The organism is Celeribacter ethanolicus, from assembly GCF_001550095.1.
Taxonomy (GTDB): domain Bacteria; phylum Pseudomonadota; class Alphaproteobacteria; order Rhodobacterales; family Rhodobacteraceae; genus Celeribacter; species Celeribacter ethanolicus.
Genome location: NZ_LRUC01000013.1, coordinates 143,219 through 158,029, shown reverse-complemented (window position 1 = coordinate 158,029; position 14,811 = coordinate 143,219). Strand labels below are relative to the sequence as shown.

Below are 14,811 nucleotides of genomic sequence, written 5' to 3'. Positions count from 1 at the left end.
TCGATCTGGCCCTGAGCATAGCGCGAAGAAGATGAAGAATTGGTTTCCATCGCCGCGGTCGGCGTCTTGAAATTGTAATCCGTGAGCCGCACCGCCCCCGTCGTGATCCGCCGCGCTGGCCGCCATTCCCAGAAGTGCTCGATTTCCTCCTGGTGGTGGCCATCATAGGGCTTGAACGGGCGCTCGCCGATGGTCGCATGGCTCTCGACAATGTCGGTCAGAACCATCAGGTGAGAGCCGCTATCCTGTTCAAAATGATAGGAAATCCCGTGCCGTTCCATGAGGCGCGCGGCGAAATCCATGTCGCTTTCTCGGTATTGAACGGTGTATTCGAGTTCCGGGTAATCGAGCGTCAGCCGGGTCTCCATCTTGCCTGCCGAGGCATAGGCACCGAGGAGCTCCGTGAGGATGTCAACCACGGTTTTATTGTGAAAAATCCGCTGGTTGCGACGGAGCGAGGCGAGCCAGAACCAGGGCTTGAGGGTCAGCCGATAACGATGGCCGTTTTCGCCCGCGCCCATCCAGCGCGCTTCGGAAATGATGCCATCGAAAGGCTTGTCCGAGCCGTCATGGGTGCGCAGCGTGACGGTGGCGTGAGTGCCCAAAAGCGCATCAAAATCAATATCATCGGCGGAGGCGAGACAGTCGACGTGGTAGCTAAACACCCCGTTGATCCGCTCCTCGCCTTCAAAGCGCATCAGGACCAAAACGTCCTCGCCAAGTGCGGTGGTCAGGCGACCCATGCGGGAGGTTTGCGAGAAGAATGACATGACGGAAACCAGAAACTGGGAAGGAGTTGGCGCGAGTGTAGCCTCGTGAAAGATCAACTCAAGGGGAAATAAACGGAACAAGGTGTCATGACTGGAAACATTTGTGCGAGCTGAACAAAGCTCCCCCCCGATCGGATATTCGCATTCCGTGCGGCGAGTGCCGGGCTGTCCGCCCGATGATTTTGAATCAAAACCGCGTCTCTGATCGCACCTGCAAAATACAGCACGATGCTCCTGATGAGCGCGCCAAATTTTGTGTAATGCGGCCTTTAAAACGTCTCAGACCATCACTCTGTACAACGTGCCTCTACCGTCACACGGCTTCGCCGAGTTGCGCGAGATGGCTGGTCAGATCGGTTGCTTCGCCACCGGCATTGACGGTCTCGAAATAGTCGTGCCAGCGCGATTGCGCGATGCCGGACACGAGCGCGCCGAGCCCCGCGTCATCGGGACAGCGCCACACTGCAAAGAATGCCTGCGGCGCGGAATGGAGTCTGGTCCGATCGACCTTGCCTCCACGCCGAGGGCAGACAAGGCAGGTATCGCAGCCCCGATGGCGTCAAAGAACCGTTGGCGCCGGTCGTCAGACAGCTCCAGCCAGGCAGGTTTCGGCGTGTAGAGTTCGGTGAGATAATGAGCCATGCATTGCATCCGTTTCAGTTTTTGGGAACGGGAGAGATCGAGCGAAGCGCGCGTTTGCAGATGCACCCCGTCGCAGGTGTCGGACTTTCGACGGACCACCGGGCACATAGGGACTGCACCCAATCCGCCCGGTCCTTGCCAGCATCGTTCAGCCAGTTGCCGACGGAGTTCTGCACATAGGTGGACGGGTCTGCGCGAAGCGGCTCAAGAATCGAAAGCGCAAGTTGCGGCTGCGCCTTGAGCGCACCGATATGCGTGCACCACACACCACGCGGCCGGGTCGCTTCCGATGCAAAACGACGCACGCGCTCCGAAGGGTCCGCGGTCCATTCGGACAACATGGCGATGGCGGTTTCGAGTTCAGCGGCGAAATGCTTTCGGACGGCCATCCACGCCCATTCCCGCACCCCGAAATGCAGGTCGTCCGCATAGGGGCGTATGGCCGCGAGGCGGTCGCGGAGCGACATATCGGCGGCGGCGCCAATCATGAAGCAGGCCCAGCCACGCACGGTGTCCGATCTGTGCCGTCCAAGCCGCTCCGAAACGGAGCCGCCAAGCTCCCCGCGGATCACTCGCGCCGCAAGCGACATGCGTTTGGAAATGCCTGTCGCCGCACCGCGCTCCATTTCGCTCAAGGCGTCCGCACCGATTTCCGGCAGGACAGTGCGCATGAGTGCCGTGAAATCGACGGCCAGACATTCGGTCAGCGTTGCGGCCTCCACCTCTCCGGCGTTGAGCCGGGCGCGGCGGTTCGGATCAATCTCCTTGACGCCGCGCCCGGCGGCCTTCGCGCCGCTCATGCGCGTGCATCCTCATCTTGGCCAATCTGTTGCTTGCCTGCCCGTTCCTGGCCTGCCTGTTGCTTTCCGGTCTCCAGATTCCGCCAAATGCGTTGCAGCAGACCGGTCAAGGTCTGGCGGTCGGCTGCCGTAAAGCCTTGAAACAGGGAGGCGACCCATTCGGTATGTTCGCGGAACAGCTCCCCCGCCGCCGTCTGCCCGACCTCGGTCAATGCAACGGCAATCTTTCGCCGATCGCTGAGGCCACCGCGCCGAACTATGAAGCCGTCACGTTCCAGCCCATCGAGAAGTCCGGTGATCGTCGCCCGCGTCACGCCCGCCCGTTCAGCCAATTCATGCGGCGAAAGCCCCTCAGGCTTGTCGTGCAAAAGGAACAACAGAACGAACTTGCCTTCGGAAAGGCGATGCCGCGCGAGCCGGACTGCGCAGTCGCGATCAATGGCGCCCGTCAATGCCAACAGTTCGAAACATGCGCGGATGTTGTCCGTCGGCGCGCGCTCCCGACGCTCGGCTTCCGCCAGCAACGCCATGTGTTTTTGTTCAAGCATCTGCATCATACGGCACCGAATAATATGGCGCCTAATTATAGTCAATCACTTTCAGGCTCGATGGCATCGTCCGGCGTCGTGCCACCACAAGGCGCCATTTCCGGATCGGGTAAGTTTCTCAAGGGACACCACGACATCTGAGGCACCGCCTTCACCGCACGCGGGCCGGACAGGTCCCGGGCCTCAAACGCCGGAACGAACGCCTAGAGCATTTGCGAAATCGTGCACGCCGTGGCCCTGACCTTGCCGATCAGCGCCTCATCCGGGTGAAGCTGCATCTCGTGGCCGGACAGGTTGATCGCCCCGAGGGTACGCCCGTAACGCGAGACCAGAGGCGCGGCGATGGAAAACGTGCCGGTCGAAAGATGCGACCTTTGCGCGACATAGCCTCTTTCCCGATCTTCCTTCAGAAGCGGCTTGAGCTCCGCAAGGGAGGACGGCGCGAGCGGGCTCATGCGTTCGAAGACATATCCGTCGAAGCGGCGGTCCAGATCCTCTTCCGGCAGGTCCGAAAGGAGCATACGCCCCATCGTCGTCGAGAAGGCCGGCAGGCGCGAGCCGACAGGCACGTTCGACACCATCGCGCGATTGGACAGGGCGCGATAGACATAGATGATCTCGGTCCCTTCGAGCACGGAAACATGCACCGTGAACCCGGTTTCGGCGCGCAGCTCGTCGGCGGGAACCCGGGCAATATCGTAGACATCCTGCGAGGCCAGATAGCGATAGCCCAGATCCATCACTCGCGGGGCGAGCCGATAGCTGGTCTTGTGCTTGCTGAGATAGCCTTCCCGCTCCAGCGTGACGACAAAGCGATAGGCCGCGCTGCTGGTGATCGACAGCGCCTCGGCGATTTCAGAGAGCGTCAACTCGGGGCTGTCAGCGCTGAAGCATTCGAGAATGCCGAGCCCCCGCAGAAGCGAATTCGAACGGTAATCAGGTTCCTTTACCAAAGCGCCTCCCCAGTGGATTGCAGTGTCAGGTCGACCTTCTTGCGGACAGCCGCTCTGCGACCCGCGACATGGCCACGCCATAATCTGCGACAATTTTCTCTTCCTGCGGATGCTGCCCGTCCGCGATCACCTTTTTGCCCCGGACCACGACATCCCCCACATGGAAGCCTCGGCCAGCGAAGACGTGGAAGTCAAGCAGGGCCTCGGGTTCGACCGGCAGAATCGCTGCGGGTTCCGGCGAAGCGACCTCGACGAAACTCGCCATGCCGCCGACGGCCAGCCCCTGCTCCGGGCGCCCCGCCGCCCGCGCCCCGCCCTGGGCCGCACGGGTCCAGAGGTTCGCGGCGACATGGGGCGTGTCCATCGCGGCCAGAACGTTGCGTTGCCGGTCTCGAAGGCGCTGGCTGTATTCGAGTTGCTGCACTTCCTGGGCGGCACAGGTGGCGATGTTGGAATCCGATCCGATGCCGAAGACCCCGCCCTGCGCCAGATAATCCGTACCCCGGAAGATGCCGTCGCCGAGATTCGCCTCGGTCAGCGGACAGAGACCGACCGTCGCGCCGCTGCGCGCGATCATCGCCACCTCGCGGTCGTCGAGATGCGTCGCATGAATCAGGCACCAGCGCTTGTCTACGGGGGCGATGTCGAACAGTTGCGCGACCGGACGCTTGCCGTTCCAGGCCAGCGCATCCTCGACCTCCTTGACCTGCTCGGCGACGTGGATATGCACCGGGCTGTCGGGAATGAGATCGGCGCGCAGCTCCAGAAGCTTCGCGATCTCCTCCGGCGTGGCGGCGCGCAGCGAATGCGGCGCAATGCCGAGCGTATGACCCGCAGCCTTGGCGGGCGCACGCAGGCTGTCGAGCATTTCGGCATAGCCATCGAGGCTCTGGATGAACCGCCGCTGACCGTCGGTCGGCGCCAGCCCGCCAAAGTTGGAATGCGCGTAAAACACCGGCAGGTGCGTCAGGTCGATCCCGGCGGCCTCTGCCGCCTCGAAAATGCCCAGCGACAGTTCCTCGCGTCGGGCATAAGGTGTGCCGTCGAGATCGTTGTGCACGTAGTGGAATTCCACGATCCCCGTATAGCCGCCCTTGAGCAGCGACAGGTAAAGCCGCGCGGCGATGGCCTGCATGTCCTCGGGCGACAGGGTCAGGGCGAAGAAATACATGATGTCGCGCCAGGACCAGAAACTGTCGACCGGGTTGCGGCGCACCTCGGAAAGGCCCGCCATCGCATATTGGAAGGCGTGGCTGTGCAGGTCGGCGATCCCAGGCACGACCGGGTTGTCATAGACCGGAAGCCCCTCCGGGTTGTCGTCCTCGGCGGCGGCCCGGATCAGCCCGTCGGGCGAAAAATGGACCGACAGGTTGCGCACCCAGCCCTTGGGGGTCAGCGCAAATCGGAAATGCGCACCTTTCAGCGTTTCGAAAGCCATCACGATTGCTCCGTCTCGGGGTGGAAGTCGGCCATGACCGCAATCAACCGCGCCAGCGTCTCTTTCAGCCGGTCGGCACGCTCGGGAATGTAGCTCCAGGGCGTCTCTTCCTGCATGTAGCACTCCTGCGCGATCTCGATTTGCAGGGCATGCACGTTCTGCTCCGGCTGGCCATAGTGGCGCGTGATGTAGCCGCCCTTGAAGCGCCCGTCGCGCACCGCGCTGTACTCGCTGGCCTGAAGGGCTGCGAAAGCCGCGTCAGACAGGCCCGGCGCACAGGCCGCACCGGAATTCGTGCCGAGATTGAGATCCGGCAAACGCCCCTCGAACAGGCGCGGGACCTGACTGCGGATCGAGTGCATGTCCAGCATCACGCAATAGCCATGTGCCGCCTTGATGCGCGCGATCTCTGCGGCCAGCGCCGCGTGATAGGGCGTCCACCATGCCGCAATGCGCTCTGCCTGCTCCGCCGCATCCGGCTCGGCGCCGGGACGGTAGAGCGGCACGCCGTCGAAGGTGATGGTCGACATCAGCCCGGTCGTGGCCCCGGCGTAAAGCGGTTTGTCGTCCGACGGACGGTTGAGATCCACCGCATAGCGCGTCACATTGGCGACCATAAGACTGGCACCCTCGGGCAAGAGGTCGCGCGCGATGCGATCCATGTGCCAATCGGTGTCACTCAGATCGAGCGCCCCGGGCGTCAGCGCCGCGCGCAGCGAGTCGGGCACCTGGGTGCCGGCATGCGGCACGTTCAGAAGCAACGGTGTGCTGCCGCATATCTGTTCAAATACTAGGCGTTTTTCGGGAAGGGCGGGCGCGTCCTGCATCTCCAATCCTTTCATATTTGAAAACAGTTATTGACATACAAAATTACGAGGTCAAGAAATTATACATCCAACACAGGAGTGCCTCCCCTGCGGCAACGCGAGGGGATGATGCTCGACAACCAACCACGGAGGATTCCATGTCCCTTTCCCGTCGCCAATTCCTCGGCGCGACCACGGCGAGCCTCGCCCTGCTGTCCGCCCCGGCCTTTGCCGCCGGCCGCACCTTCTTCGGCATCGCCACCGGCGGCACCGGCGGCACCTATTATCCGCTCGGCGGCATGCTGGCCCAGTTGATCTCGAACACCGCGGAACTGCCGGACACGAAACTGTCGGCCACGGCGGAAACCGGCAACGCCTCCGTTGCCAACGCCCAGCTTCTGGGCCGGGGCGAAATCGAATCCGCATTTGCCGCCGCTGACATCCTGGATGCCGCCTACAAGGGCGTGAGCCAGTTCGAGGACGGCGCCATCACCAACCTGCGTGCCATCGGCGCGCTCTACCCGGAAACCGTACAGCTCGTGGTGCGTGCCGACAGCGGCATCGCGACCTTCGAGGATCTCAAGGGCAAATCCATCTCCTCCGGCTCGCCGGGCTCCGGCCAATGGCAGCTTCTGGGCGATCTGCTCGAAGCCCATGGCATGACCCGCGACGACGTGTCCGAGGATTATTCCTCCTTCGCGCAGTCGGTCGACAAGATCAAGGACGGCAACCTCGACGCCTCGCTGATCACCGCCGGCCTGCCGACTTCCTCGGTGACCGATCTCGCCAATGGCCATGACATCCGCATCGTGCCGCTGACCGGACCGGCCATCGTCAAGCTTCAGGAAGCCCAGCCCTATTACGCCAATGCCACCATTCCGGCAGGCAGCTACAAGGGCGTCGAGACCGATGTTCCGACCCTTGCCGTGCGCGCCATCTGGGCGACCCATGCGGAAGTCCCGGACGAGGTCATCTATGCCGTGACCAAGGCGCTCTACGAAAACACCGAGACCCTGGGTCAGGTGCACCCGATGGGCAAACAGATCTCGCTCGACAAGGCGCTCGAATCCGTCTCGATTCCGGTCCACCCGGGGGCCGAGAAATACTATGCCGAGAAAGGCATCACCAAGTAATGCCGGGGCATTTCCCCCTGCACCCCATCGGAAGGGCGGCCCGTGCCGCCCTTCTCCTTACGCTCGCCCTGCCCGCCACGGCCGGGCATGCGGACGGCTGGCTTTGCCTGTCCGAGACCCGTGGCAGTCAGGCCGAAGTGGCCCGCCTGCCGCTCGGTCCCGACCGCAGCTTCGAGCTGAGTTTCATCCATTCCGTATCGCGCACCCCGGTCATCGACAGCTACCGCATTGAGGACGGAGAAATCCTCCAGACGCGGGAGGTCTTCATGGCACATGGGGCTGGACTTCCCTCGATTGCCAACGATATGGACGCCACCGGATGGCGGCACGAGGACGGACATTTCATCCTCGACATGCAGCGCCATACCGGCCCGATCCCGCTGCGCATTCAGGCGCAATTCAAGAACACCCTGTCGATTGACGGCACCGATCTGCCTCTGGCAAATCTGAGCCATTCGGCTCTCACCCTTGCCCCCTGCGACGAGGAGACACCCCAATGACCCAAGGTCTACCCCCGAAAGACAACCACGGCCATACCGCGGCCGATGGCGATCATGAATTCACCGCCGACGAGGTCGAAGCCCTCGTTCGGGAATACGACTCGGAATCGAATTTCCGCAATCTCGTCGGTCCGACCGCAATCCTGGTCACGATCGCCTCGGTCGCGCTGTCGCTGTTCCACGTCTACACCGCCGGTTTCGGCCTGCTGAACGAAGTGATGCACCGCACGATTCACCTGAGTTTCGTGATGGGGCTGATCTTCCTCGTCTTCCCGCGCAAACGCGCCGCGCCGACCACCCGCCTCTGGGTCGAATCCGGGCTTTTCGCGGCCTTTTATCTCTACATCCTCTACGGATTGGCCGGGTCGTTGACGGGCGGCACGCTGAAGACAGTGTTCATCGCCGTCATGCTTTTCCTGATCGCCCTGACCCTGCCCTTCAACCGCAAGGGCGCCGCCCCCGAAAAGGTCGCCATCCGCGACTGGATCTTTGCCGCAGCAGGCGCCGGGTTCTCCGCCTATCTGTCGATCCTGTTCAAATACATCTTCATCGAAAACGTCGGCAATCCGCCCGAAGCCGCCTATATGATGGGCTTTCTCGCGATCATCATGACGCTGGAGGCGACGCGCCGCACCATGGGGCCGACGCTTGCCTGGATCGGCGTCTTCTGCCTGATCTACGCGCTCGCCGGGCCCTATCTGCCGGGCATCATGGCGCATCGCGGCTATTCGATCACCCGCATCATCAACCACCTTTTCATCGGCACCGAAGGCATCTACGGCGTCGCCGTCGGCGTGGTGGCCACCTATGTGTTCCACTTCGTCCTCTTCGGCATCCTCGCCCAGATGAGCGGTCTCGGCCAGCTCTTCATCGACCTCGCCACCATCATCGCGGGCCGCGCCTCCGGCGGGTCTGCCAAGGTCTCCGTCGTGTCCTCGGGCTTCTTCGGCATGATCTCCGGCTCCCCCATCGCCAACACCGTAACCACAGGCGCCTTTACCATCCCGCTGATGAAGAAATCGGGGTTCTCGGGGCGGTTCGCGGGCGCAGTCGAAGCCTCCGCCTCCTGCGGAGGCCAGATCACCCCGCCGATCATGGGGGCCTCGGCCTTTGTCATGACCGAAATGCTGGGCGTGCCCTATAACGAACTGATCCTGATCGCCATCGTGCCCGCCGCCTTCCATTACATCGCCATCCTCCTGATGGTGCATCTGGAGGCCAAGAAGCTCGGCCTGACGGGCCTGTCCAAGGACAAGATCCCGCAGTTCGGTGCGGTTCTGGCCCGGTCCTGGCACCTCTTCGTGCCGCTGGGCGTGATGGTGGCGCTGCTCCTGATGCAATACACCCCCTTCCTCGCGGCCTTCTGGGGCATCATCCTGACCATCGTCTTCAGCTATGTGCCGCTCTTGATGCGCGCCTTCGGCAACACCACGATGGACACCTCCACCGTGCTGACGCCGCCGCGTCTGGTGCGGGGCTTCGAGGACGGGGCCAAGTTCGCACTGGCCATCGGTGCGGCCTGTGCCTGTGTCGGCTTCCTTCTGGGGATGACCACCCTGACCGGCCTCGGCTTCAAATTCTCCGCGGCCGTCGTCGAACTGGCGCATGACGTGGCCGGGTTCGCCATCGGGCTCGACTTCACCGGGCTGCTGTCGGAAAACGGTCTGGCGCTGTTCTTCGGTCTGATCTTCGTCGCCATCGCCTGCATCATCATGGGCGCGGGCATCCCGACGACGCCGACCTACATCATCCTCGCCTCGATCGCCGCCCCGGCGCTCACCGAATTCGGCGTGCCGCTGATCGCGACCCACTTCTTCGTCTTCTACTTCGGCGTGCTGGCCGACGTGACCCCACCGGTGGCGCTTGCGGCCTATGCCGCGGCGGGTCTGGCACGGGCCGAACCGATGACGACGGGGACGACCGCCTTCCGGCTGTCCATGGGCAAGGCTCTGGTGCCGTTCATGTTCATCTACGCGCCGAGCCTGCTGTTCGTGAACTTCACCTGGCTGGAATTCATCACCGCGCTTCTGTCCGGTCTGATGGGGGTGGTAGCGCTCTCGGCGGCCTATATCGGCTGGTTCCGGCGGCCCCTTGTGCTGTGGGAAAAACTGGCGCTGACCGTTGCCGGTCTGCTGCTGATTTCGACGCATTTCGCGACGATCTCGATCGGGGCGCTCATCGTTCTGGCCATTCTGGCCCGTCCCGTCAACGCACAGCCCGGCACCGCCTAGAACGGAGCCTCTGCACTTTTCGCACTGGCCGGCGCGCATCACGCACGTCGGCCAGTGTCGTGCATAGCCCCCTTCGACACCAAAGCCCGGGCATGCCCCTACGGCGCTCTTTCACAAAGCACCTTGCGCCACGAGACAGGTCTTGGTTTAGAAATATCAGGATATTTTACGGGAGCCCGCCTTGCCACTCATCAGCCTGTCCCATCTGGAGCAAGATTTGCAAAAGAAATACGTTCTGAGCTGTCTCGCCGAAATCTGGCAGGAGATGGGCCTGACCGTGCGTGTCGGCCCAGGCTTTGCGGAAGACGCTGATCTCTGCGTCCTGCATCACGACGTCACCCGCCTGTCGCCGGAGCGCGTGCCACAGGCGCCCGAAGGGGTGCGGGTGCTCAACGGCGCGGTGCGCGACATTTCCAAGCGCCGCTATTCCTCGCTCCGGCTGGAGCCGGGCGCGGATTGGGACGGGCCGGTCATCGTCAAATCGAACCTCAACCATTTCGGCGGCCCCGAGCAACGCAACCTGCCGCGGCTGACGCGACTGCGGCTCAAGGCGCAAAGCCGCCTCGCCCGGTTGAACTGGGACCTCGCCCGTAGCCTGCCGAAGAAGACCTATCCCGTGCTCGACCGTCTCGACAAGGTGCCCGGCTGGGTCTGGGAGCGCGACGATCTTCTGGTCGAGCGCTTCATGCCGGAGCGTGAAGGCGATCATTATTGCCTGCGTGGCTGGCTGTTCTTCGGATCCGCCAGCTACGGCTACAAGCTGGTGGCGACCGATCCTCTGGTGAAGGTGCGCACCATGGTGCGCTATGAATATCTCGACGAAGTGCCACCGGAGCTGCAACGTCACCGCGAGGAGATGGGCTTCGACTTCGGCAAGTTCGATTATGTCATGCATGACGGGCGCGCGATCCTGCTGGACGCCAACAAGACACCGAGTTTCGCGGGCGACCGCCGCTCCGAACGCGTCCTGCGGCTGGCCCGCGCCGTCGAGGAGTTCCTGCCATGACAGCCGAGCTCCCCGCCCTGCCCCCGCTCACGCTCAGCGGACAAGAGGCTGTGCTCTGCCCCGCGCATGCCGCCTATATGGCCCGCACCGATCTCGAACAGACCCGAATGCTGGGCTATACGCCGGTCAATCTCGATGCGGTGACGACGCTCCTGCTCGGCCTGCTGGGCACGCGGGCGACCGTGCGCCACATCAGCGGCACCACGGATGAAATTCTGGACTGTCTCACCGAGGCGGGCCTGTCGATCACCGAGGAGATGCATCGCTACGAAACCCGGGCGGAGGCCGAAGCCCACGCCGAACGGCTGGTCGCCGAGGGCCGGGCGCTGTTCTGGCCCTACCCGCTGCGTGCCGGACGGTTTGCCGATGCGGCGCATCTGGTGCCGCCCGCGCTCTGGGCCCGTCTCAACAGCAAGACCGCCCTGCCCGGTCTCGTGCCGCCCGAGGCGCTTGCGTCACGGCAAACCTACCCGACCGCAGCGCTGCGCGGGGAGATCGCCCTGCCCGTCTATCTCAAGGCTGGCGGTGAAGAGGCCACCGGCTGGGGCTATGCGGTGCATCCTTGCGGCACCGCCGGGCAACTGGCCGAGGCGCGCGCCGCCTTCCTCGCTCAGGGCATCGAGACCGTGATCGTCGAGGACGCCATGACCGTGCGCCACTGCTGGTGCGTCAATCTCGCGGTCACCCCGGAGACCGTGCAACTGCTCGGCGCCGCCGAACAGACCTTCTCCGCTCCGGCGCGCCAATCGGGCAGCGTCATCGACCCGGATACGCCCTATCCCGAGGCGGGTCATGCGCTTGCTCTGAGTGTCGCCGACGCGGCCCGCAGGCAGGGCTTTCTCGGAGTCTGCGGCCTGGACATCGGCCAGACCGACGACGGGCGGCTGATCGTCTTCGACCCGAATTTCCGCTTCAACTCCTCCACCCCGCAAATCCTGCTGCACCGCGCGGCGGCGATGCGCAGCGGGCTGCCGGTCAGCCTGTCCTTTTCCGGCACGACGCGCCGCTCAATGCCCGACCTGATCACACGCATCAGGGGGCCCATCGCGGACGGATGGTTCGTGCCGACGCGGCTGCTCGACGGCACACTCCTGCCCGCCGCCGACGGGGTGAGCCTGTGCACCGGGTTCGTGCTGGCCGAAACGCGCGCGGCGGCAGAGGGCCGCAGCCGCACGCTTCAGGCTCTGATCGAGGTCTGAGAACGCCTATCGGGTTCGGTCGATCACGCGTCCGCCACACAAAGCTGTCGCTGCTCGCCGAGCCCCTCGATGCCGAGCGTCACCACGTCTCCGTCCCGCAGGAACCGTTGCGGGGCCATCCCCATGCCGACGCCCGCGGGCGTACCGGTGGAAATGATGTCGCCCGGCTGTAGCGTGAAGAACTGCGACAGGTAGGAAATCAGCGCCGCCGGTTTGAAGACCATCGTCGCGGTCGTCCCCTCCTGCATGCGTTCGCCATTGACCTCCAGCCACATGTCGAGCGCGTCCGCATCCGCGATCTCGTCCGGCGTCACGAGCCACGGCCCCACCGGTCCGAAATTGTCCGAGGATTTGCCCTTGGACCATTGCCCCGCGCGTTCAAGCTGATAGCTGCGCTCTGACACGTCGTTGATCAGGCAATAGCCCGCCAGATGATCGAGCGCGTCCTCTTCCGAGACATATTTCGCGGGCTTGCCGATCACCAAGCCCAGTTCGACCTCCCAGTCGACCTTTTCCGCGCCGCGAGGTATCAGGATCGGGTCGTTCGGGCCACAGATTGCCGAGGTATATTTCGCGAAGATCACCGGCTCCTCCGGCAGCGCCATACCGCTTTCGGCGGCGTGATCGGCGTAATTGAGCCCGATGCAGATGAATTTACCGACACCGCCGACGCAGGGGCCATACCGCACCTCCTCGCTCACCACCGGCAGGGCATCGAGATCCAGCCGGGAAATTTCACCCAGCCGCGCAAGCTGCCCCCCCGCAATGTCATGCACATGATCCGACAGATCCCGCAGTCGTCCCTTACCGTCGATCACCCCGGGTTTCTCTTCCCCCGCCTCGCCAAAACGTACCAGTTTCATAAGCCCTCTCCTTTGCTTTGCTCCTTCATGCCCCCTCCCGCCCGGCATGTTAAGCCGCAATCCTCGTCGCCCTCCGTCTTGTGATCGTTTTCCAGTTCCGCCGCTCTTGTCACCCAAGGACAAATCGCGAATGTAGAGCGCAAACAATCCGGAGCGCCCATGTCAACCGCCAGAGCCCGTCACGCCATCCTCGCCCTGTCCATCGGCACCCTGTTCTTCCTGTTCGAATTCGTCGCCCGCATCTCGCCCTCGACCGCCACCGCGGCAATCACCCGCGACCTCACCCTGTCGAGCGCCGAGCTCGGAGTGTTTTCTTCGCTGTTCTTCTGGGTTTACGCACCGATGCAGATCGTCGTCGGGCTGTTGCTCGATCGCTGGGGCGCGCGGCGTTTCGTCGTACCGGCCATCGCGTTCTGTGCCGGTGGCATCGCGCTCGTCGGCGCCGCCCCCAATGTCGAGGTCGCCGGGATCGGGCGGCTGATGACCGGGTTCGGGGCGTCTTTCGCCTTCGTCAGCGCGCTTTATGCGGTCAACCACTGGTTCGCCCCCGCCCGCTTCGCGCTCTTGTCCGGCATCGTCAATGCGGTCGGCATGATCGGCACCGCAATCGGTGTGGTCTGGCTCACCGCGCTGACCGAAACCGCAGGCTGGCGTCCGAGTTTTCTCGGCATCGGCGCGGTCGGGGGCGGGATTTTCCTGCTCGCGCTGCTGTTCTACCGCGACGCGCCCTCGGCCGGCGACACGGAAACCCACGCCACCCCTCTCGGTCCCCTGCGCCAGATCGTCAAGAGCCCACAGGTCTGGCTGATCTCCCTCGTGGGCGCGCTGATCTACATGCCGATCAACGTCTATGGCGGGCTCTGGGGCAATGAGGAACTGACCGCCGATCACGCGCTCTCCGCCGTTTCGGCGGAAACCGCCGTGTCCATGGTGTTCTGGGGCATGGCGGCGGGATCGGTGCTCTGGGGCGCCGTGTCGGACGCCCTGGGCCATCGCAAATGGATCGTTTTCGGCGGCGCCGTGGCGGCGACACTGGCCTGGGCCGCCGTCATTTTCACCCCCATCGACAACTTCTGGCTCATCGCCACAGCGCTGTTTCTCGGGGGGCTGTTCTGCGGCGTACAGATGCTCACCTTCGCCATGGCCAAGGAAGGTCAGGACCAGAGCACGGTCGGCACAGTCACCGCTTTCGTCAACATGATCGGCATCGGTGCGGCTCTGGTGTTCCAGCCGCTGGTCGGCTGGCTTCTCGATCTCACGGGCGGCAAGCACGCGCTGGCGCTCGCCTCCGTACCGATCTGCCTTGGTCTCGCCGCGCTGCTGGTGTTCACCCTGCGCGAACCCGACCAGCCGCATCTGCGCTAGAGGGCCGCCGTCTCAGTTCACCCGGCGGAGCTGCACACAGCCACCCTCCGGCATCATCATGTCCGGCTGCGGCAGGGACAAAAGCGCATCGAGCCCGGCGTTGTCCGCCACCAGATCCTGCAGGGTCATCTCGTCGAGCACGCCGTAAAACGCCTCGAGCGCGGCAGTGAGCGCGACCCGCAAACGACAGACTGCCTGTAACGGACAGGTGTTGGCCCCATCCGCGAAACATTCGGCAAAAGGCACGCCCGCCTCGAAATGCCGCATCACCTCGCCCAGAGAAATCTGATCCGGCGCACGCGCCAGAACGATACCACCTGCGCGCCCGCGCGTCGTCTCGATATATCCCCCGGTCGCCAGAAGATGCACCACCTGCGCCAGATGGTTTTCCGAGGCGTTCGCCGCCTTGGCAATGCCCGCCCGGCGGATCATATGACCCTCGTTCACGGCGCAGGCCATCAGCACACGCATGGCCAGATTGGTTCGGATCGTCAGACGCATCTGCGGTTCGTACTCCATCTCGAATGACACAAATTCCAACCACGTTAGAGCGCTCC

General features: G+C 63.7%; 14 protein-coding genes and 1 pseudogene. 6 read left to right on the top strand and 9 right to left on the bottom strand.

All coding sequences use genetic code 11. The features are described 5' to 3' along the window. The 7 genes and pseudogenes from NH195_RS07340 to hutG all read right to left on the bottom strand — a co-directional run. A partial coding sequence (locus NH195_RS07340; protein ID WP_238379717.1) for a type VI secretion system Vgr family protein occupies positions 1-743 on the bottom strand: 743 nt, incomplete at its 3' end. A 340-nt stretch (positions 744-1,083) separates the two neighbouring features. Continuing rightward, positions 1,084-1,412: pseudogene (locus NH195_RS21840) on the bottom strand (DUF6616 family protein). A 14-nt stretch (positions 1,413-1,426) separates the two neighbouring features. After that, positions 1,427-2,212 (bottom strand): DNA alkylation repair protein, encoded by a 786-nt coding sequence (locus NH195_RS07330; RefSeq protein WP_066705061.1) that lies wholly within the window; start codon positions 2,210-2,212, stop codon positions 1,427-1,429. Continuing rightward, positions 2,209-2,769, bottom strand: coding sequence for a MarR family winged helix-turn-helix transcriptional regulator (locus NH195_RS21785; protein WP_202906491.1), 561 nt, complete (start codon positions 2,767-2,769; stop codon positions 2,209-2,211). Before NH195_RS21785 ends, NH195_RS07330 begins: the two co-directional genes overlap by 4 nt. Before the next feature lie 194 nt (positions 2,770-2,963). Beyond that, positions 2,964-3,713 (bottom strand): IclR family transcriptional regulator, encoded by a 750-nt coding sequence (locus NH195_RS07320; RefSeq protein WP_066705059.1) that lies wholly within the window; start codon positions 3,711-3,713, stop codon positions 2,964-2,966. Positions 3,714-3,738: 25 nt separating this feature from the next. Continuing rightward, entirely contained in the window at positions 3,739-5,151 is a 1,413-nt protein-coding gene (locus NH195_RS07315; RefSeq protein ID WP_081423820.1) for a formimidoylglutamate deiminase, read from the bottom strand. Continuing rightward, positions 5,151-5,978, bottom strand: a complete 828-nt coding sequence (hutG, locus tag NH195_RS07310) for an N-formylglutamate deformylase (RefSeq protein ID WP_066705058.1) — start codon at positions 5,976-5,978, stop codon at positions 5,151-5,153. The genes NH195_RS07315 and hutG overlap by 1 nt, the downstream gene beginning before the upstream one ends. Positions 5,979-6,115: 137 nt before the next feature. On the opposite strand from hutG, the gene NH195_RS07305 reads away from it, so the two are divergent. The 5 genes from NH195_RS07305 (at position 6,116) to NH195_RS07285 (ending at position 12,026) form a co-directional block, all read left to right on the top strand. After that, positions 6,116-7,090 carry a TAXI family TRAP transporter solute-binding subunit gene (locus tag NH195_RS07305; protein WP_066705057.1) on the top strand — a complete coding sequence of 325 codons (975 nt, stop codon included), beginning with the start codon at positions 6,116-6,118 and terminating at the stop codon, positions 7,088-7,090. Further along, on the top strand, positions 7,090-7,590 hold the full coding sequence (locus tag NH195_RS07300) for a DUF1850 domain-containing protein (RefSeq protein ID WP_066705056.1): 501 nt from the start codon (positions 7,090-7,092) through the stop codon (positions 7,588-7,590). Before NH195_RS07305 ends, NH195_RS07300 begins: the two co-directional genes overlap by 1 nt. Next, positions 7,587-9,821: a TRAP transporter permease gene (locus NH195_RS07295; RefSeq protein WP_066705055.1), complete on the top strand. Its 2,235-nt coding sequence runs from the start codon at positions 7,587-7,589 to the stop codon at positions 9,819-9,821. The genes NH195_RS07300 and NH195_RS07295 overlap by 4 nt, the downstream gene beginning before the upstream one ends. A gap of 181 nt (positions 9,822-10,002) precedes the next feature. Beyond that, entirely contained in the window at positions 10,003-10,827 is an 825-nt protein-coding gene (locus NH195_RS07290; protein WP_066705050.1) for a hypothetical protein, read from the top strand. Further along, on the top strand, positions 10,824-12,026 hold the full coding sequence (locus tag NH195_RS07285) for a hypothetical protein (protein ID WP_066705048.1): 1,203 nt from the start codon (positions 10,824-10,826) through the stop codon (positions 12,024-12,026). Before NH195_RS07290 ends, NH195_RS07285 begins: the two co-directional genes overlap by 4 nt. Positions 12,027-12,049: 23 nt before the next feature. Here the strand turns inward: NH195_RS07285 and NH195_RS07280 are convergent, their stop codons facing one another. Continuing rightward, positions 12,050-12,889: a fumarylacetoacetate hydrolase family protein gene (locus NH195_RS07280; protein WP_066705046.1), complete on the bottom strand. Its 840-nt coding sequence runs from the start codon at positions 12,887-12,889 to the stop codon at positions 12,050-12,052. Between the two features lie 159 nt (positions 12,890-13,048). On the opposite strand from NH195_RS07280, the gene NH195_RS07275 reads away from it, so the two are divergent. Next, positions 13,049-14,254, top strand: a complete 1,206-nt coding sequence (locus tag NH195_RS07275) for an MFS transporter (RefSeq protein ID WP_066705044.1) — start codon at positions 13,049-13,051, stop codon at positions 14,252-14,254. A 12-nt stretch (positions 14,255-14,266) separates the two neighbouring features. Here the strand turns inward: NH195_RS07275 and NH195_RS07270 are convergent, their stop codons facing one another. Further along, complete coding sequence (locus NH195_RS07270; protein ID WP_066705086.1) at positions 14,267-14,755, bottom strand: RrF2 family transcriptional regulator; 489 nt, start codon at positions 14,753-14,755, stop codon at positions 14,267-14,269. Positions 14,756-14,811: the final 56 nt, after the last annotated feature.

Excerpts from the sequence above, each read along its gene's own strand:
- NH195_RS07330 (WP_066705061.1), bottom strand. The coding sequence starts at position 2,212 with ATGAGCGGCGCGAAGGCCGCCGGGCGCGGCGTCAAGGAGATTGATCCG.
- NH195_RS21785 (WP_202906491.1), bottom strand. The coding sequence starts at position 2,769 with ATGATGCAGATGCTTGAACAAAAACACATGGCGTTGCTGGCGGAAGCC.
- NH195_RS07315 (WP_081423820.1), bottom strand. The coding sequence starts at position 5,151 with ATGGCTTTCGAAACGCTGAAAGGTGCGCATTTCCGATTTGCGCTGACC.
- hutG (WP_066705058.1), bottom strand. The coding sequence starts at position 5,978 with ATGCAGGACGCGCCCGCCCTTCCCGAAAAACGCCTAGTATTTGAACAG.
- NH195_RS07305 (WP_066705057.1), top strand. The coding sequence starts at position 6,116 with ATGTCCCTTTCCCGTCGCCAATTCCTCGGCGCGACCACGGCGAGCCTC.
- NH195_RS07300 (WP_066705056.1), top strand. The coding sequence starts at position 7,090 with ATGCCGGGGCATTTCCCCCTGCACCCCATCGGAAGGGCGGCCCGTGCC.
- NH195_RS07295 (WP_066705055.1), top strand. The coding sequence starts at position 7,587 with ATGACCCAAGGTCTACCCCCGAAAGACAACCACGGCCATACCGCGGCC.
- NH195_RS07285 (WP_066705048.1), top strand. The coding sequence starts at position 10,824 with ATGACAGCCGAGCTCCCCGCCCTGCCCCCGCTCACGCTCAGCGGACAA.
- NH195_RS07280 (WP_066705046.1), bottom strand. The coding sequence starts at position 12,889 with ATGAAACTGGTACGTTTTGGCGAGGCGGGGGAAGAGAAACCCGGGGTG.
- NH195_RS07275 (WP_066705044.1), top strand. The coding sequence starts at position 13,049 with ATGTCAACCGCCAGAGCCCGTCACGCCATCCTCGCCCTGTCCATCGGC.
- NH195_RS07270 (WP_066705086.1), bottom strand. The coding sequence starts at position 14,755 with ATGCGTCTGACGATCCGAACCAATCTGGCCATGCGTGTGCTGATGGCC.